The organism is Pseudonocardia sp. (genome assembly GCF_035305885.1).
In the GTDB taxonomy this organism is placed as follows: domain Bacteria; phylum Actinomycetota; class Actinomycetes; order Mycobacteriales; family Pseudonocardiaceae; genus Pseudonocardia.
This window is the reverse complement of record NZ_DATGOP010000026.1, coordinates 1-17,444: the sequence shown is the minus strand read 5'-3', so window position 1 is coordinate 17,444 and position 17,444 is coordinate 1. Positions and strand designations below refer to the sequence as shown.

Here is a 17,444-nt window from a genome sequence, read left to right as displayed (position 1 = left end):
GCAACTCCTGTTGGACGATTACAGGTTCGGGGCGGCGGTCGCCACCGACCTGGTCAACACCGCCCCCGAGGTGATGGTCGGCCCGGGCGAGCTGATCCCCGACGCCGCCGCGCTCGCCCGCTTCCTCGCCGAACGCGGCCTGCGCCCCGCGGCGGGCGAGCCGGCCCCGGCCGATGTCACCGCCGCCGACGTCGCCGCCGTGCACACCCTCCGGCGCAGGCTGCGCGCGCTCTTCGAGCACCCCGACGCCGCGGGCGCGGCCGCCCTCACCACCGCAGCGGGCGGCCTCGACCTGCGCCCCGACGCCGAGGGGCGGCTGCAGTGGCTGGTGCGCTCCCGTCCCGCCGCCTCGATCGCCGAGGAGCTCGCCCTGCTCACCGGCACCGCGCTGCTCGCGACGCTCCGCGCGCTGGGCCCCGACCGGTTCCGCCACTGCGCCGCGCCGACCTGCGCGGGCATGTTCGTCGACACCAGCCGGTCCGGGCGCCGCCGCTACTGCGTGCCGGAGGTGTGCGGCAACCGGGTCAACGTCGCCGCCCACCGGGCGCGCCGCCGGGCAGCCGTCTGAGCCGCCTGGTCAGGGGGACACCCGAGGGGCGAGCGGGTCCTGCGCGGGCGGGCGGTGGGTACGCTCGGTGACGCCTGCCCCGCGCAGCGGCAGCCACAGCACGAACGTGGCGCCCTGCCCCGGCGCGCTGTGCACCGCCACCGTGCCGCCGTGGCTCTCCACGACCTGGCGGACGATCGCGAGCCCGAGGCCGGTGCCCCGGTCGCGACGGCGCGTGCCCTCCGGCCCCCGCCAGAACCGGTCGAACACCCGCTCCTGGTGCTCGGGCGCGATGCCCGGGCCGTGGTCGCGCACGGCGAGCCACGCCCACCCGCCGGTGCGCCCGGTGGCGATCACGATCTCGCCGCCCGGGGGCGAGACCCGCACCGCGTTCGACAGCAGGTTGTCGGCGGCCCGGCGCAGCGCGTCGACGTCGCCGATCACGCCGAGGCCCGGGGTGATACGGCGGTCGAGGCGCAGGCCGTCGCTGTCGGCGAGCAGGGCGAACCCGTCCGCGGCCTCGTCGGCGACGGCCCCGAGGTCCACGTCGGTGTCGGTGAACGCGGGCGCGGCCCGGCGGGCGGCGGCGAGCAGGTCCTCGATGAGGCTGCCCATCCGCTGGGTGGCCCGCGCCGTCACCGCGCTCGCCCGCTGCCGCTCCTCGGCGTCGACGTCGTCGCGCGACAGCACGGCGTCGAGGTTGATCTGGATGACGGCGAGCGGGTTGCGCAGCTCGTGGGACGCGTCGTCGATCATCTGCCGCTGCGCGGCGAACGCGCGGTCCAGCCGGGCGAGCATGTCGTCGACGGTGTCGGCGAGGTCGCGCAGCTCGTCGCGGGGCCCGCCGAGGGCGATGCGGCGCGAGAGGTCGGTGGCGCTGATCTCCCGCGCGGCCGCCGTGACCCGCTGCACCGGGCGCAGCACCCGCCCCGACAGCCACCAGCCCACGCCGAAGCTCGCCACCAGCAGGCTACCCAGCGCCCCCACCGAGGCGTCGCGCATGAGCAGCAGCGCCTTGTGGTTGACCGCCTGCTGCACGCTCGCGAGGTCGGCGGCCTGGAACTGCTCGCCCTCCTTGAGCACCAGCTCCCCGCCGACCTCCTTCACCTTCTGCACGGTGATCGGGTTGAGCGGCGCGGCGTCGACGCTCTCGGACACCACCGCGTACACCGCGCCGACGACGAGCGCGGCCAGCGCGAACAGCACGAGCGAGTAGGTGGCGGCGAGCCGGAACCGGATCGTCTGCGTCCACGCCGGCCGTCGGGGTCTCATCGCGTCTCCATCCCCGCCGCCATCCGCGCCGCCATCCGCGCCGCCATCCGCGCCGTCATCCGGCGGGCTCGCGCAGCCGGTAGCCGCGCCCGATCACGGTCTCGATCAACGGTTCCTCCCCGTCGCCGGTGATCTTCCGCCGCAGCGTGCCGACCGTGACCCGCACGGTCTGGGTGAACGGGTCGGTGTTCTCGTCCCAGACGTGCTCGAGCAGCTCCTCGGCCGACACGACGTGGCCCGGCCGGTGCATGAGGTAGCGCAGCACCGCGAACTCCTTGCGGGTGAGCGACAGCTCGCGGTCGCCGCGGGCGGCGGTGCTGCGCCCGTCGTCGAGCGACAGGTCGCCGACGGTGAGGACGGCGGTGCCGCCGCCGTTGTCGCGGCGCAGCAGGGCGCGGGCTCTGGCCAGCAGCTCGGCCAGCGCGAACGGCTTGACCAGGTAGTCGTCGGCGCCCTCGTCGAGGCCGCGGACGCGGTCGGCGAGCTCGCCCCGCGCGGTGAGCATGAGGATCCGCAGGTCGGTGCCGCTCGGCCCGGTGATGCTGCCGTCGCGCACCCCGCGGCAGAGCGCGAAGCCGTCCATGTCGGGCAGGTTGAGGTCCAGCACGAGCAGGTCGTAGGCGGCGAGACCGAGCTTGTCGACGGCCTCCGCGCCCGTGAGCGCGACGTCCACCGCGTACCCCGCGCGGCCCAGCCCCACCTTCAGCGCGCTCGCCAGGTCCTGTGCGTCCTCGACCACCAGCAGCCGCATGCCGCGACGTTATCGACTGCGTGACCCGCACTGCGCCGTCCTTTTCGGTCCGCTTTCGGTCGGGCTTCCCGAGGTTTTCGCCCCCGCCTGGTGTGCTTCGACCCATCCGGTGGTCCACCCCTCGCCACCGGTCCCCCAGCCGGCCCGCCCGCGCGTGCCCCCCGTGGCGCGGGACGGGCCGGCCCGAACCCAACCGGAGGTCACCGTGTCCAGAACCGCACGCATCGTCCTCGCCGGTCTGCTCACCGCCGGGGCGCTCGTCGTCGGCGGCGTGGCGCTCGCGGCGAACCCGGCGCCGAGCGCCCCGTCGAACGCCGTCGGCGTCGAGCAGGGCGGGCCCGCCGGCCTGCGCCCCGCGCAGGACGTGCAGGACCCCGACTGCCCGCGGGGTGCCACCGGCGGTGCCGCGAACGCCGCGATCCGGCTGTGAGCCAGGCCGTCCCGGCCGAACCCGCCCTGAATGCGACGGCCCTGCTCGAGAAGGCGCTGTTCGAGGTCAAGCGCGTGGTGGTCGGGCAGGACCACGCGCTCGAGCGGATGGTGGTGGCCCTGCTCGCGCGGGGCCACTGCCTGCTCGAGGGCGTGCCCGGGGTCGCGAAGACCCTGGCCGTCCGCACGCTCGCCACCGTGACCGGCGGGACGTTCTCCCGCGTGCAGTTCACGCCCGACCTCGTGCCCGGCGACATCGTCGGCACCCGGATCTGGCGCCCGTCGAGCGAGACCTTCGACGTCGAGCTCGGGCCGGTCTTCGCCACCGTCGTGCTCGCCGACGAGATCAACCGTGCCCCGGCGAAGGTGCAGTCGGCGCTGCTCGAGGCGATGGCCGAGCGGCAGGTGACGATCGGCGGGCAGAGCCACCCGCTGCCGTCGCCGTTCCTCGTGCTCGCCACGCAGAACCCCATCGAGTCCGACGGGGTCTACGAGCTGCCCGAGGCGCAGCGGGACCGCTTCCTGCTCAAGATCGACATGGGGTACCCGTCCGGCGTCGAGGAACTCACGATCCTCGGGCGGATGGGCGTCGATCCGCCGGCGCCGACGCGGGTGCTCGACCCGGAGCGCGTCCTCGCGCTGCAGCGCGCGGCCGACCGCGTGTTCGTCCACCACGCCAGCGCCGAGTACGCGGTGCGGCTGGTGCTCGCCACCCGCGACCCGGCGGCGTACGGGCTTGCGGACGTGGCGGCGGCGCTGCAGTTCGGCGTGAGCCCGCGCGCCACGCTCGGGCTGGTCGCCGCCGCCCGGGCGCTCGCGCTGCTGCGCGGCCGCACCTACGTCCTGCCCGGCGACATCACCGACGTCGCCCCCGACGTGCTCGCCCACCGGCTGGTGCTGTCCTACGACGCGCTGGTCGACGGCGTGCCGCCGCGGGCGCTGGTGGCCCGGGTCCTCGGCGCGGTGCCCGCCCCGCGGGTCACCCCGACCCAGGACGAGGCGGCGTGACCCGCCCGGATACCGCGCGCCTGGACCTCGCGGCCGCCGAGCGCGCGCTGCGGGGCCAGGAGCTCGCCATCCGCCGCCGCCTCGACGGTCTGCTGCACGGCGACCGGCTCGGGCGGCGGACCGGGCCCGGCACCGAGCTCGACGACGTCCGGCCCTACCAACCCGCGCAGGACGACGTGCGGCGCATGGACTGGAACGTCACGGCCCGGGCCGGTGAGCCCCACGTCCGCGCGAGCATCGCCGAACCGGACCTCACGACGTGGGTGCTCGTCGACGCGTCGGCGAGCATGGACTTCGGCACCGCCGTGATGGAGAAGCGCGACCTCGCCGTCGCGGTGGTGGCGGCGGTGCTCGCGCTGACCGACCGGCCCGGCAACCGGCTCGGCGTCCACCTCGTCGGCGGGCCGGTGCCGCGGACGTTCCCGGCCCGCCCCGGCCGGCGGGCGGCCCACCAGCTCCTGCGCGAGCTGCTCACCTCGCCCCGCGCCCCGCAGGGGGCGGGGCGAGGCCTCGACCTCGCCGCCGCGCTGGAGCGGATGCACCGCGAGCACCGCAGGCCGGGGCTGCGGGTGGTGGTCTCGGACCTGCTGCCGCGCAGCCCCGACGAGCCGATGACCTGGGTCGTCCCCCTGCGGCGCCTCGCGGCCCGCCACGACGTCATCGCGGTCGAGGTGACCGACCGACGGGAGGCGGTGCTGCCCGACGTCGGGCCGCTCACGCTCGTCGACCCGGAGTCCGGCCGGACCACCCGTGTCCACACCGGCGACCGGAGGCTGCGCGAGCGCTACGCGCAGGCCGTCGCCGCGCACCGCGCCGCCACCGCGGCCGCCGTGCGGACCGCGGGCGCCGACCACGTCGTGCTGCGCACCGACCGCGACTGGGTCGGTGACGTCGCCCGGTTCCTCGCGGTGCGCCGGCGCACCGCCCGACACCGCCGGAGCGTCCGATGAGGTTCCTCGCCCCCGCCTGGCTCGCGCTGCTGTCCGCGGTGGCGGCCCTGATCGTCGCCTACCTCGTGGTGCAGCGCCGCCGCAGCCGCTACGCCGTCCGGTTCGCCGCCCTCCCCCTGTTGGAGCGGGTGATGCCGCGCGAGCCGGGCTGGCGCCGCCACGTGCCCGCGATCGCGTTCCTGCTGACCGTCACCGCCCTCGTACTGGCCATGGCCCGGCCGGTGCTGGAGGTGCAGGTGCCGCGGGAGCGGGCCACGATCGTCGTGGCCGTCGACGTGTCGCTGTCGATGGGCGCGCGCGACGTCGCCCCGTCCCGGATCGAGGCCGCGGTGGGCGCCGCCCGGCGGTTCGTCGCCGAGCTGCCCGAGGCGTTCCCCGTCGGGCTGGTGCTGTTCGACGGCCGCAGCTCCGTGCCCGTGCCGCCGACCCCCGACCGGGCCGCGGTGACCCGCGCGTTCGACCGGATCTCCCTCGGGTCCGGCACCGCGATCGGCGACGCGGTGCTCGCCTCCATCGAGGCGGTCCGCACGGCCGACGACGGCCCCGAGCCGCCACCCGCCCGCATCGTCCTGCTGTCCGACGGCGCCAACACCACCGGCACCCCGATCCCCGCCGCCGCGCGCGAGGCCGCAGCGGCCGGGATCCCGGTGTCGACGATCGCCTACGGCACCCCGGCCGGCACCGCGACGATCGACGGCGACACCGTGCGCGTGCCCGCCGACGTCGAGGCGCTCGCCCGGCTCGCCGAGGGCAGCGGCGGCCTCGCCTACCGGGCGGAGACGGCCGCCGAGCTGGAGCAGGTGTACGCCGACATCGGCTCGTCGATCGGGTACCGCACCGAGGAACGCGAGGTCACCGACGCCGTGCTCGCCTTCGCGCTGCTCGCGGCCCTCGGCGCGGCGGCCGGGTCGCTGGCCTGGTTCTCCCGGCTGCCGTGACGGCGAGGCGGGGAACCTACCTACCGGCCCACTCGGGCGTGAACGCCCCGCCCGGTCCGCCATCCCGACGGCGGGCCTCACCAGCGCGCTGAGCCGGACCAGCGGCGCGGCGGGTCCCGCGGAACCCGCTGGAGCCATCGCCAGGATCAGCCCCGCCGGCGGCGGCCGACGCCCGATGGACGCCCCGAACACCGGCCAGGTTCCGCACAACCCGGCGGGTGCTCGCCCGGACCGTGCGCGCATGATCAGCAGATCGGCGGAGAGGGAAGCACTCAACGCCACCCGAGAACGCGCCGCACCGGTGAGCACCCGCTGCCGGCGGCGCCGCGCCCGACCGGGCAGGTCCCGGCCTGCCCTGCGAAGCCTGCCCGGAGGGGCCGCTCACTTCGCGGCGCCACCGGGAGGCAACGCAGGGCCGGCCGAGCGCTACGACGCCCTCGCCACCCGCGGGGACCGCCCCGCCCGCTCGGCGGCGCGGCCGGGGAGGTCCTTGTCGCCCTCCTGGTAGAACATCCGCAGCGTGATGCCGGCGATCCGCCAGCCCGCGTCCGTGCGCTCCAGCGGCACCACGTAGTGCCCGTGCACACCCCACACTTCGTCGCCGAGCCGGTGGTAGGCGCGCACGTGCGTCTGCACCACGAGGCCACCGTCGCGCTCCTCGACCAGGCACGGGCCGGTCATGTGCTGGGTGGCGTCGAAGCCGGGCACGAGGCCCTTCCACCGCTCGACGAGGTCGTCGGCGGGCAGGGTCTCCGGCTCACCGCCGAACAGCTCGGTGTAGTCGGTGCGCACCTGGTCGGCGAGGCAGGCGCGGACGCCGTCCCAATCGAGGTCGTCGATGGCGTGCAGGAGGCGGGTGAGTACCGCCGCGGGATCGTCGTGAGCTACCACGGGCGGAAGACTGCCCGAGGTTCGCCCGCTCCGGGAGGGTCCGATCTTGCGGTCGCTCAGCGGCGCAGCTCGCCCGGTGCCACCCCGAACTCGCGGCGGAACAGCCGCCGGAAGTGGCTCACGTTGGCGAACCCCACCGAGTGGGCCACGTCCACGACGCTCGCCTTCGACGTGAGCAGCGCAGCCTTGGCCGCCTCCAGCCGGCGCGCGGTGACGAACCGGTGCGGGGCGAGGCCGGTGGTCGCCTTGAACGCCCGCGCGAAGTGGTACGGGCTGAGCGCGGCGACGTCGGCCATCCGGTCGAGGGTGATCGGGCCGGCGAGGTCGGCGTCGACGTAATCGGTGACCCGCTCGACGGTCCGCCGGTCCAGCACGCCGACCGCGCGGGCCCGCGGGACGGCGGCGCTGCGGGCGTGGTTGCGCAGCATGTGGGCGACGAGGCGGTGGGCCAGCGTGCTGGCCTCGATGTCGGTCAGCCCTCCCCCGACGACGTGCGCCCGCTTGACCAGGGTCGCCATCCCGAACAGCACGCCGTCCCGCACGCAGTGGGCGCCCTCGACCTGCACGGCGCCGCCGGCGTGGCGACGCACGAGCGCGGGATCGGGGTAGATCTCCAGCGCCTCGGTCGGGGTCGACACGCCGCCCCAGGTGATGGCTTCCTCGCCGGTGACGAACGCCGCGCCCGCGGGGATGTCGGCGCGCACGGCGCGGCCGCCGGACTCCCACTCCTGGGCGCGGTGCGCGGAGAACGAGATCCCGAGCTGGTGGGGACGGGTGACGGTCGGCTCGTCCTGCGGCGGCAGCCAGCAGTACTCCGAGCGCATCCCCGGCCATTCGATGATGCTCCTCACGGTGCGGTGAGAACCCACGCCGCAGGTCCTACCAGCTGCCGTGCTCGGCGGGTGTGAGGCCGCAGAACAGCTCGGGCACCGCCTCCCGGGCCGCGGCGCGCAGCGCGGGGATCCGCTCCTCCGGCACCCAGCGGTGCGGCCAGCGCACCCGGGTGCCGATCGGGGCCCACCCGCCGATGGCGCCGAGCGCCTTGTCCAGCGCCGGGTCGCTGTAGCCGGCGCGGGCGAGCGGGGCGATGCGGGTGTCGAGGAACCCGCGCAGCCGCCGCTCGAACGCGAGCGCCGCCGCGAGGTCGGTGGTGATCTGCGCGTACCAGCGGGCGGCGCCGGACGGGCTCAGGCAGGCCACGTTGGAGTAGGCGCCGGCCGCGCCGCGGGCGTACCCGGAGGCGAGCGTGTGGCCGGCCACGAAGATCGCCAGGCGCCCGCCGACGGCGTCGGCCATCCGCCGGTACCAGTCGTCGTCCCCGCCGGGCACCTTGACGCCGATCAGCGCGGGCACCTCGGCGGCGAGCCTGCCGTGAAGCTCCGGGGGAACCTGGGTCTTGGCGCACGGCGGGTTGTAGAGGACCAACGGCACGCCGTCGGCCACCTCGGCCATCCGCGCGACGGCGGCGAGCACCTCGTCCGGCCCGAGCGGCAGCCAGTCCGGCAGCACCACCTGGATCGCGGACGGCCGCAGCGCGGCGGCGCGGGCGATCCGCTGCAGCGACAGCTGGCCGCTGGGGTGGCCCGCCCCGAGCTGGAACGGCACGCCCGCCGCCGCGCACCGCTGCGCCACGAGCTCGTGCAGCCGGTCGTACTCGGCGTCGGTGAGCGTGTGGAACTCCCCGGCGGTGCCGTTGGTGTAGACGCCGTGCACGCCGGAGGCGAGCACGCGGTCCAGGGCGGTGGCCAGCCGGTCGAAGTCGATGGTCTCGTCGTCGCGGATCGGCAGCAGCGCGGTGGCCCACACCCCGCGCAGCGTGGAGGCGGTCAGCGGCCGCACCACCTCAGCCCGCGTCCTCCGCCGGGGCGCGCAGCAGGGCCGCGCGCGCCCGGATGTCGTCGAAGTGCTGCTGCATCGCCGCGATGCTCTCCGACGGGTCGCCGGACTGCAGCGCCCGGATGATCCCCAGGTGGACCGCGCCGCGCCCGCCCTCGGGCGGCACCGGGATCGAGTCGCCGAGCCGGGTGAACAGCTCCCAGAAGACCTCGATGAGGTTGTCGACGAGCGGGTTGCGCAGCGCCCGGTACAGCAGCAGGTGGAACCGCTTGTCGACCTCGGTGATCGGCTCGCCCCGCTCCTCCAACGCGGTCATCTCGTCGGCCAGCCGAGCGCACTCGGCCAGCTCGACCTGCGGGTTCAGCCGAGCGACGGCCGGCATCAGCCCGACCTCCATCGCCTCGCGCGCGGTGAGGATCTCCTCCAGGCCGGTGCCCGCGGCGGCGAGCCCGTAGGGCAGCTGTTCGATCAACGGGCGGAAGGAGAACGCCGAGACGAACAGGCCGTTGCCGTGGCGGGCCTCGATGACGCCGAGGGTCTGCAGGCTGCGGGTCGCCTCGCGCAGCGACAGCCGGCTCACCCCGAGACGTTCGGCGAGCGCGGCCTCCGGCGGCAGCCGATCCCCCGGCTGCAGGCCGGCCTCGGTGATGAAGTCGCGCAGCCGCGCCTGCGCCTCGAGGTAGATGGGGTTGCGCTTCTCAGCCATCGACCCCCTCCAACGCCGCCCGTACAACCGCGGCGAGCTCGTCGACGGCGGCGTCGTCCGGGCGGCGGTACGGCGACCGTGCGGGCCCGCTGTCCGGGCCGAGCCGGTTGAGGAAAGCCTTGAGGAACCCGAGCCCGCCGCCGGTGCCGGCCGCGCGCGCCACCTGCCGGAACGGCTCGTGCAGCCGGTAGGCCTCCGCGGGCTCCCCGCGCTCGAAGGCCGCCGCGACGGCGTGGGCGAGCGGCGCCATCACGGCGTAGAGGGTGCCGATCACCCTCTCGGCGCCGAAGGCGAGGGCGGCGGGCAGCAGCTCGTCGCGCCCGAAGTAGGCGGCGAGCCCCGGGGTGGCGGAGCGGGTCAGGTCGAACTCCAGCAGGTCGCCGTCGGTGAACTTCACCGCGGCGGTCGTCGGCGCGGCCGCGGCGAGCGCCGCGACCACCTCGGACGGCCGGTGGTGCGACCCGGTCATGCTCGGGATGTGGTAGAAGCCGAACGGCGTGGCCGGCGCGGCGGCGGCGATCTCGGCCAGGTGCGCCACCAGCTCGTCGAGCGTGGGCGCGTCGCCGTAGTACGGCCCGACGGCGCCGACCAGGTCGGCCCCGCAGGACTCGGCGTGCGCCGCGAGCTGCTGCGCCTGCGCGAGGTCGGTGTGGCCCACGTGCACACCCAGCTTGAGGCCGGCCGGGCGGGCGTCCTGCCACGCCTCCACGAGCGACTGCCGCTCGGCGGTGTCCATGGCCGCGAACTCGCCGGTGGTCCCGCCGACGAACACCCCGGCCACCCCCGCCGCGTGCAGGTGCGCGGCCTGCGCCGCGACGACGTCGAGGGCGAGCTTGCCGTCGGCGGTGAACGGCGTCGGGGTGGCGGCCCAGATCTCGAGCATGCAAGTCCTTCCTAACCCTTGGTGGCACCGTCGGTCAGACCGGCCACGATGTAACGCTGGAGCAGCACGAACAGCACGATCACGGGCACGGCCACCACCGCGGACACCGCCATCAGCTCGTTCCACCGGGTGCCGAACGCGTTGGTGAGCTTCGCGATCACCACGCTGATCGGTTGCAGCTCCTCACCGGTGGCGAGCGCGAGGCCGAACACGAACTCGCCCCACGCGCCGAGGAAGCTGACGACCGACATCGTGATCAACCCGGGGACGCTGACGGGCAGCGCCACGCGGAGGAACGCGCCGAACGTCGTGCAGCCGTCCACACGGGCGGCCTCGAGGACCTCGCCGGGCACCGACAGGAAGTACGGCCGCATGATCGTGATGGCCAGCGGGATCGACAGCGAGCAGTTCGCGACGATCAGCCCGAGGTAGGTGTTGACCAGCCCGACCCGCCCGAACAGCACGAACATCGGCAGGGCCAGGTTGACCGCCGGGATCATCTGCACGGCGAGGAACAGCAGCAGGGCGGGCGTGACCCACCGGACGCGCAACCGGGCGAGCGCGTACGCGGCCGGGACGGCCACGACCAGCGTGAGCAGCGTGGTGCCGGTCGCGATGACGAACGTGTTGAGCAGGCCCCGGGCGATGTCCGGGTCGCCGAGGACGGCATTGCGGTAGGCGCTGGTGGTCGGCGGCATCGGCACGAGCGCGGGCGGTCGCGCGAACACGTCGGCCTGCTGCTTGAACGAGGTGACCAGCATCCAGTAGACGGGCAGCAGGTAGACCGCCGTGACGGCGACGCCGACGCCGAGCCGGATCCGCTCCCGGGTCATGCCGCCTCCTCCCTGCGCAGCGACCGGAAGTAGAAGATCGACAGCACCAGCGGCACGACCAGCATCACGGTGGTGGCCACCGCCGCGGTGTCGTAGCGGCGGAACTCGAAGGCCTCCTGGAAGGCGTAGAGCGGCAGCGTGAGCGTCGCCCCGCCCGGGCCGCCCCTGGTCATCAGGTAGATGGTGTCGAAGGTCTTGAAGGCGAAGATGAAGATCAACAGCATCACGGTGATGCTGACGGGCCGCAGCGCGGGCAGCGTGATGTGCCGGAACTGCTGCCAGGCCGACGCGCCGTCGATGCGGGCTGCCTCGTACAGCACCGCCGGCACGCTCTGCAGCCCGGCGACCAGCAGGATCATCGCGAACGGCGCGAAGCTCCACGCCGTGGCCAGGACGACCGAGAACAGCGCGGACCCGGGCTGGCCGAGCCAGAAGACGTCGCCCTCGATGAGGCCGAGGCCGCGCAGTGCCGCGTTGAGCAGCCCGTAGGAGCCGTCGAGCATCCAGCGCCACAGGTTCGCGCCCACGACGGTCGGCAGGATCCAGGCGAGCAGCAGCAGCGCCCGCATGAGGTTGCGACCGGGGAACTCGCGCAGGAACAGCAGCGCGAGCGCGAGCCCGCCCGCGTAGCTCAGCGCGACGGTGCCGACGGTGTAGACCAGCGACAGCCACAGCGCCTGCCAGAACTCGGGGCGGCCGAACTGGTCGGCGAAGTTGGCCAGGCCCACCCAGTCGGCGCCGCCCCGGATGACCTCGCGCAGCCCGACGTCCTGGAACGCCTGCAGCACGCTGTACACCAGCGGGTAGACCACCGTGACGGCGACGAACAGCACCGCGGGCAGCAGGAACAGCCCGTCGGCTCCGGCCCCCGCGGCCCGCTGCGGCCGCGGGGCCGGGGCGGGCGTGCGGGGCCGTTCGCGCACCGCGTCGGCCTCGATCACGGTCATGACGTCCCGAGCGCCTCGTCGATCGCGGCCTGCGCGGTGCGGGCGGCGTCGGCGACGGGGGTGCCGCTGATCGTCTGCTGAAGCGCGCCCTGCAGCGCGGTCAGCACCTCGGTGTTGTGGGGTGCGAGCGCGGCGTCGGGCGCCCACGCCTGCTGCAGCTGCTCGGCGAAGACGGCGCGGACCGGGTCCTCGGCCGTGCCCGGCACGTCGTCGCGCGCGGGCAGCTTGTTGCGGTCCGGCAGGTAGGTCTGCAGCTCCTCGGGGCGCTGCATGAAGCTGATGAGGTCCCACGCCCGGTCGGGGTCGTCGCTGGTGGCCCCGATCGTCAGGTTCTCCGCCGACAGCATGGTCTGCCCGGTCGTCTCCGACGGCAGCACGGCCACGCTCCACTGCAGATCGGGGTTCTCCTCGCGCAGGATGTTCACATAGGTCGCCGAGTTGATCATCATGGCGGCCTGGCCGGTGGCGAACTGGTTCTTCGCGTCGTCCTCGGTCCAGGTGAGGAAGCCCTGTGAGAGCGCGCCGCTGTCGACCATCCGCTGGAACGACGCGAGCGCGGCGTGCCCGCCGGGACTGTCGATCTCCGTCGGCTGGGCACCCGCCGCGAGCATCCGGATGAGGAGGCCGGTGGCGCCCTCGGCGCCCTCGATGCCGCTCACCGCGAGCCCGGCGCGGCCCTCGGCGGCGAGCGCCGCCGCGGTGGACTCCATCTCGGCCCACGTCGTGGGCGGCTCCTGCACCATCTCGGTGTTGTAGTAGACGGCGTAGGCGTCGGCGAGGTGCGGGATCCCGTAGGTGCGCCCGTCGACCTGCGTGGTCTCCCAGCCGGTCGGGAAGTAGTGGCCCTGCTCGCCCCACTCCTGCACCCGGTCGGTCAGGTCCTCGATCACGCCGGCCTCGGCCATGGCGGCGGTGTCGAACGCGTTGATCAGGGCGACGTCCGGGCCGTCGCCCGCCGCCGCGGCCTGGGTCAGGGTGCGGTTGAAGTCGTCGAACGGGATGAAGCGGATCTCGACGTCGGTGCCGGTCTGCTGCTCGTAGCGGGCGACGAGGTCGTAGAACGGCTTGCCGGTCGGCATCGACTCGTCGCCGTAGTACTGCCAGACGGTGAGCGGTTCCGCGGCCTCGCCCCCACCGGTCTCGCCACCGCCGCCCGCGCAGCCGGCCGCCGCGAGGGCGGCGGCAGCCATCGCCACGGTGGCTCTCAGGACTGTCCGCATGTCCGACCTCCTTGTCCTAGTCCCGGGCGAAAATAGGTTAGATATCTAATCTCTGTCAACGCGGCCCCCTCGCGCGGCGGCTGGAAGACTCGGTGCCGTGGACCCCGACCCGGATCGCACCCGCCCCTTCGGCGAGCACCTGCTGGGGGTGCTCACCGGGGGCGTGCTCACGATGCTGATCGGCATCGGCCACCGCACCGGGCTGTTCGAGGCCGCCGCGCGCGGGCCCGCCACCAGCGCGGAGCTCGCCGAGCGGGCCGGGCTGCACGAGCGGTACGTGCGCGAGTGGCTGGGCGGGATGGTGACCGGCGGGATCGTCGAGTACGACCCGGCCGACGAGCGGTACGCGCTGCCCGCTGCGCACGCCGCGTTCCTCACCGGCGCCACCGCGCACAACGTCGGCCCCGTCGCCAACAGCCTGGGCACGCTCGGGTCGGTGCTGCCGCAGGTCGAGCGCTGCTTCCGCGAGGGCGGTGGCGTCCCGATCGCCGAGTACGCCGCGGCCTCGGTGGGCGGGCTCGGCGAGACCTGGCGCCACGTGTACGACGAGCACCTCGTCGACGGCTTCCTCGCCCCCGTGCCGGGTCTGCTCGAGCGCCTGCGCGCGGGCGCGCGCGTCCTCGACCTCGGCTGCGGCACCGGCCACGCCGTGAACGTGCTGGCGCGGGAGTTCCCCGCCTCCCGGTTCGAAGGGCTCGACATCGCCGTCGACACGATCGCCGAGGCCGGGGCCGAGCGCGCCGAGCTGGGCCTGACCAACGCCGCGTTCGCCGTGGCCGACGCCGCCGACCTCTCCCCCGCCGAGCCCTACGACGTGATCTGCGCGTTCGACGCGATCCACGACCAGGCCGCGCCGCAGGACGTGCTGCGCAGGATCCACGACGCGCTCGCCCCGGACGGCGTCTTCGTCATGGTCGACACGAACTTCTCCAGCCGGCTCGAGAACAACGCCGGCGACCCGCACGCTCCGTTGGCCTACGGCACCAGCCTGCTGTTCTGCGTGCCCACCGCGCTCGCGACCGGCGACACTGGGCTCGGGGCGGTGTGGGGCCGGGAGCGGGCCCGCGAGATGCTCGCCGCCGCGGGGTTCACCGACGTGCGGGTGTACGCCACTCCGCGCCCGCAGAACTGCACGTACGTCTGCCGGAGGGACGAGCCGTGACCGCTGAGGTCGTCGAACGCACCACCGGCCTCGCGGGCGAGCTGGTGCTGCGCCGCGACGGCGAGCACCACGAGATCGTCGCCAACGGGGTCTTCCTCATGGACACCCGCGGTGGGCGGTCGGAACGGCTGCTCGTCACCGCCACGGCCGACCGCATGCCCGCGCCGGGGCGCGTGCTCATCGGCGGGCTCGGGGTCGGGTTCTCGCTCGCCGCGGCGCTCGAGCACCCGGCGGTGAGCGCGGTCGACGTGGTGGAGCGCGAGGCCGCGGTGATCCGCTGGAACCGCGGCCCGCTCGCCGCGCTGCACGGCGACGCGCTCGCCGACCCGCGGGTCAGGGTGCACGAGGGGGACGTGGTCGACACGATCGCGGCCGCCACCCCGGCATCGCTCGAGGCGATCTGCCTCGACACCGACAACGGGCCGGACTGGCTCGTCAGCCCGGCCAACGCCCGCCTCTACACCGACTCCGGCCTCGCCGCGGCCGCCCGCGCGCTCGCGCCCGGCGGCGTGCTGGCGGTGTGGTGCGCCGCCCCCTCCCCCGCGCTCGCGGCGCGGATGGGCGGGCTGTTCGCCGAGGTCACCACGCTCGAGGTGCCGGTCGAGCGCGGCGCGCCGGACGTCGTCGTGCTGGGCATCGGACCTCGCCAGGGGTGAACAAGATCAGCCGAGGGCGAACCTCCTTGCCCGGGCCCGGCCGCCGCGGCAGGGTGCTCGGGCGTGGCTGGCGAGTTCCGGTTCTCCTTCAACGTCTTCGGGATCCCGTCGCGCGACGCGCTCCAGGAGCGCTGCCGGCGGGCGGAGCGCGCGGGGTTCGACACCGTGTTCGCCCCCGACCACCTCGGCGCGCCCGCGCCGTTCCCCGTCCTGCAGGCCGCGGCGGACGCCACCGAGCGGCTGCGGGTCGGCACGCTCGTGCTGAACGCGCCGTTCTGGAACCCCGCGCTGCTGGCGAGGGAGGCCGCGTCGGTCGACGTCCTCTCCGGCGGCCGACTGGAGCTGGGGTTGGGCGCGGGGCACATGAAGCACGAGTTCGACACCGCGGGCATCCCGTGGGAGCCGTTCGGCGCGCGGGCCCGCCGGCTGGAGGAGACGATCACCGAGCTGCGCCGCTACTTCGCCACCGACCTCGCGGCGCTGCCCGGCGGGCACTCCCCGGTCCCGGTGCAGCGCAGCGGGTTCGGCGGCTCGGGCCCGCCGCTGATCGTCGGCGGCACCGGCGACCGGGTGCTGTCGGTCGCGGCCCGGCACGCCGACATCGTCGGGGTCGCGGGCGCCTACCAGGTGCGCGGAGAGCCGCCGGGCACGTTCCGGCTCGGCACGGCGGCGGAGGCCGACGAGCGCGTGCGGTTCGTCCGCGAGCAGGCGGGCGAGCGGGCCGACGACATCGAGTGGCACCTGCTCGTGCAGATGGTCGTGCCCACCCTCGACCGGCGCTCCGCGGCCGAGGACCTCGTCGCCCGCTTCAGCGGCCGGATGACCGCCGAGGAGATCCTCGAGACCCCGTACCTGCTGATCGGCACGCACGAGCAGATGGCCGAGCAGCTGCGCGCGTCCCGGGAGCGCTACGGCTTCTCCTACGTCACGGTGCACGATCCGTACTACGAGGCGTTCGAGCCGGTCGTCGAGCTCATGCGATGAGGTCGGGCCGCTCGTTGACGGCAGGCGGGATCCTTGTCCACGCAAGAGACAAGGTTTTCGCCACGACGGAGCGCTACCTCGGCGTCCTCGGCATCGCCGAGGCCGTCGGGGTGAGCCGGCACGCCGTGCACAAGTGGCGCTCCCGCTACCCGGCCGGCTCGCCCAGCCGTTCCCCGAACCCGACGTCGAGGTCGACGGGGCACCGGGCTGGGCGGCGGCGAGATCGGACGAGATCGCGCAGTGGCGTGAAGGCCTGCCCGGGCGAGAGGCCGGCGGGGCCGCCCCCTCGCCGTCCGCCGGCGGTACCTGAGCGAGGCGTTGACCCGCGGCCTCTCCCGGGAGGAGGCCGACCGCGTCGTCAGCACGATGACCGAGGAGTTCCCGGAGATGACCGAGACCCAGGTCTACGAGTTCCTCCTCGACGAGTGGCGCGGGCTCGACGACGTCGACGAGATCCTCGCCGAGTACCGCTAGCTACGAGCGACCAGCGTCGAGGACGGGCGCACCACGAGGTCGGGCCGCAGCAGCCGCTTCTGCGCGGGCGCGGCCGACCGGTCGCGCACCCGTTCGACGAGCAGGTCGACCGCCGAGGCACCCACCTCGTAGGCGGGCAGCCGCACGCTCGTGAGCGGCGGGGTGAGGAACCCGGAGAACGGGAAGTCGCCGTAGCCGAGCACGAGCATGTCGTCGGGCACGCGCAGCCCGCGCTCGGCCAGGGCCCGGTAGAGCCCGAGCGCGAAGTAGTCGTTGCCGACCAGCACGGCGTCGGGCCGCTCGGCGTGGTCGACGATCTCCTGCGCCACGACGTAGGACTCCTGCGGCTGCCACGGCAGCGCCGCGGACTCGTGGCGGCGGGTCGGCACGGACCGCACCGCCTCGTCGGGCACCGGAAGACCGGCCTCGGCCATGGCCCGCCGGAACCCGGCGACGCGGCCCGCGATCGTGGTGATCGGCAGGTCCTCCTCGAGCATCCAGATCCGCCGCGCGCCGGCCTGGATCGCGTGGACGGTGGCGTCGTAGGCGCCCTGCTCGTAGTCGATGCCGACGAAGTCGTGCTTGCCCGGCGGCAGGTCGCGGTTGACCAGCACGAGCGGGATCCCGGCGGTGGCGAGCCGCGGCCACGGGTCGGACCCGCCCTGCACCGGCACCGCGAGCACGCCGTCGACGGCGGCCCGCAGCAGCGACTCCACCGCCCGCCGCTCGATCTCCTCCGACTCGTCGGTGACGAGCAGCAGCATCGAGTAGCCGTGCTTGCGGCCCTGCACCTCCACGCCGTGGATCAGCTGCGCGTAGAACGGGTTGGACGGGGTGGTGATCACCAGGCCGAGCGTCATCGCCGAGCCGAGCACCAGCGAGCGCGCGAGCGTGTTGGGCACGTAGCCGATCCGCTCGGCCTCGGCCTCCACCAGCCGCCGCGTGCGGGCGCTGACG

The 17,444-nt window shown here is 74.8% G+C and carries 20 protein-coding genes; 9 read left to right on the top strand and 11 right to left on the bottom strand.

Annotated features, from left to right (window positions below; all coding sequences use genetic code 11):
* The first annotated feature begins 10 nt into the window (after positions 1–10).
* On the top strand, positions 11–568 hold the full coding sequence (locus tag VKZ81_RS04730) for a CGNR zinc finger domain-containing protein (RefSeq protein ID WP_324240163.1): 558 nt from the start codon (positions 11–13) through the stop codon (positions 566–568).
* A gap of 9 nt (positions 569–577) precedes the next feature.
* On the opposite strand, the gene VKZ81_RS04725 is transcribed toward VKZ81_RS04730, so the two are convergent.
* Both VKZ81_RS04725 and VKZ81_RS04720 read right to left on the bottom strand, forming a co-directional pair.
* On the bottom strand, positions 578–1,819 hold the full coding sequence (locus VKZ81_RS04725; protein ID WP_324240162.1) for a sensor histidine kinase: 1,242 nt from the start codon (positions 1,817–1,819) through the stop codon (positions 578–580).
* A gap of 55 nt (positions 1,820–1,874) precedes the next feature.
* Complete coding sequence (locus tag VKZ81_RS04720; RefSeq protein ID WP_324240161.1) at positions 1,875–2,570, bottom strand: response regulator transcription factor; 696 nt, start codon at positions 2,568–2,570, stop codon at positions 1,875–1,877.
* Between the two features lie 205 nt (positions 2,571–2,775).
* Here VKZ81_RS04720 and VKZ81_RS04715 point away from each other — a divergent pair, with 205 nt between their 5' ends.
* From VKZ81_RS04715 to VKZ81_RS04700, 4 genes are read left to right on the top strand one after another with little or no spacing between them, the layout of a single operon-like run.
* Positions 2,776–3,000, top strand: coding sequence for a hypothetical protein (locus VKZ81_RS04715; RefSeq protein ID WP_324240160.1), 225 nt, complete (start codon positions 2,776–2,778; stop codon positions 2,998–3,000).
* On the top strand, positions 2,997–4,007 hold the full coding sequence (locus VKZ81_RS04710) for an AAA family ATPase (protein WP_324240159.1): 1,011 nt from the start codon (positions 2,997–2,999) through the stop codon (positions 4,005–4,007). The genes VKZ81_RS04715 and VKZ81_RS04710 overlap by 4 nt, the downstream gene beginning before the upstream one ends.
* Positions 4,004–4,957, top strand: coding sequence for a DUF58 domain-containing protein (locus tag VKZ81_RS04705; protein WP_324240158.1), 954 nt, complete (start codon positions 4,004–4,006; stop codon positions 4,955–4,957). The genes VKZ81_RS04710 and VKZ81_RS04705 overlap by 4 nt, the downstream gene beginning before the upstream one ends.
* A complete protein-coding gene (locus VKZ81_RS04700) occupies positions 4,954–5,895 on the top strand; it encodes a VWA domain-containing protein (RefSeq protein ID WP_324240157.1) in 942 nt (313 codons plus the stop codon). Before VKZ81_RS04705 ends, VKZ81_RS04700 begins: the two co-directional genes overlap by 4 nt.
* Positions 5,896–6,321: 426 nt before the next feature.
* On the opposite strand, the gene VKZ81_RS04695 is transcribed toward VKZ81_RS04700, so the two are convergent.
* From VKZ81_RS04695 to VKZ81_RS04660, 8 genes are read right to left on the bottom strand one after another with little or no spacing between them, the layout of a single operon-like run.
* Positions 6,322–6,786: a nuclear transport factor 2 family protein gene (locus VKZ81_RS04695; protein ID WP_324240156.1), complete on the bottom strand. Its 465-nt coding sequence runs from the start codon at positions 6,784–6,786 to the stop codon at positions 6,322–6,324.
* Positions 6,787–6,842: 56 nt separating this feature from the next.
* A complete protein-coding gene (locus VKZ81_RS04690) occupies positions 6,843–7,637 on the bottom strand; it encodes an AraC family transcriptional regulator (RefSeq protein ID WP_324240155.1) in 795 nt (264 codons plus the stop codon).
* Between the two features lie 28 nt (positions 7,638–7,665).
* Positions 7,666–8,625 (bottom strand): dihydrodipicolinate synthase family protein, encoded by a 960-nt coding sequence (locus VKZ81_RS04685; protein WP_324240154.1) that lies wholly within the window; start codon positions 8,623–8,625, stop codon positions 7,666–7,668.
* Between the two features lie 4 nt (positions 8,626–8,629).
* Positions 8,630–9,328, bottom strand: coding sequence for a FadR/GntR family transcriptional regulator (locus tag VKZ81_RS04680; protein ID WP_324240153.1), 699 nt, complete (start codon positions 9,326–9,328; stop codon positions 8,630–8,632).
* Positions 9,321–10,211, bottom strand: coding sequence for a dihydrodipicolinate synthase family protein (locus tag VKZ81_RS04675; RefSeq protein ID WP_324240152.1), 891 nt, complete (start codon positions 10,209–10,211; stop codon positions 9,321–9,323). Before VKZ81_RS04675 ends, VKZ81_RS04680 begins: the two co-directional genes overlap by 8 nt.
* An 11-nt stretch (positions 10,212–10,222) precedes the next feature.
* Positions 10,223–11,044 (bottom strand): carbohydrate ABC transporter permease, encoded by an 822-nt coding sequence (locus tag VKZ81_RS04670; RefSeq protein ID WP_324240151.1) that lies wholly within the window; start codon positions 11,042–11,044, stop codon positions 10,223–10,225.
* Positions 11,041–11,991: a carbohydrate ABC transporter permease gene (locus tag VKZ81_RS04665; protein ID WP_324240150.1), complete on the bottom strand. Its 951-nt coding sequence runs from the start codon at positions 11,989–11,991 to the stop codon at positions 11,041–11,043. The genes VKZ81_RS04670 and VKZ81_RS04665 overlap by 4 nt, the downstream gene beginning before the upstream one ends.
* A complete protein-coding gene (locus VKZ81_RS04660) occupies positions 11,988–13,211 on the bottom strand; it encodes an ABC transporter substrate-binding protein (protein WP_324240149.1) in 1,224 nt (407 codons plus the stop codon). The genes VKZ81_RS04665 and VKZ81_RS04660 overlap by 4 nt, the downstream gene beginning before the upstream one ends.
* Positions 13,212–13,308: 97 nt before the next feature.
* Here VKZ81_RS04660 and VKZ81_RS04655 point away from each other — a divergent pair, with 97 nt between their 5' ends.
* From VKZ81_RS04655 to VKZ81_RS04640, 4 genes are all read left to right on the top strand, one after another.
* Positions 13,309–14,373 carry a methyltransferase domain-containing protein gene (locus VKZ81_RS04655; RefSeq protein ID WP_324240148.1) on the top strand — a complete coding sequence of 355 codons (1,065 nt, stop codon included), beginning with the start codon at positions 13,309–13,311 and terminating at the stop codon, positions 14,371–14,373.
* Positions 14,370–15,029, top strand: coding sequence for a spermine/spermidine synthase domain-containing protein (locus tag VKZ81_RS04650; RefSeq protein WP_324240147.1), 660 nt, complete (start codon positions 14,370–14,372; stop codon positions 15,027–15,029). The genes VKZ81_RS04655 and VKZ81_RS04650 overlap by 4 nt, the downstream gene beginning before the upstream one ends.
* A gap of 63 nt (positions 15,030–15,092) precedes the next feature.
* Positions 15,093–16,013, top strand: a complete 921-nt coding sequence (locus tag VKZ81_RS04645; RefSeq protein WP_324240146.1) for an LLM class F420-dependent oxidoreductase — start codon at positions 15,093–15,095, stop codon at positions 16,011–16,013.
* A 318-nt stretch (positions 16,014–16,331) separates the two neighbouring features.
* Complete coding sequence (locus VKZ81_RS04640) at positions 16,332–16,487, top strand: hypothetical protein (protein ID WP_324240145.1); 156 nt, start codon at positions 16,332–16,334, stop codon at positions 16,485–16,487.
* Here the strand turns inward: VKZ81_RS04640 and VKZ81_RS04635 are convergent.
* Positions 16,484–17,444, bottom strand: a 961-nt coding sequence (locus tag VKZ81_RS04635) for a LacI family DNA-binding transcriptional regulator (protein WP_324240144.1), incomplete at its 5' end; no start/stop codon positions are given. The genes VKZ81_RS04640 and VKZ81_RS04635 overlap by 4 nt on opposite strands.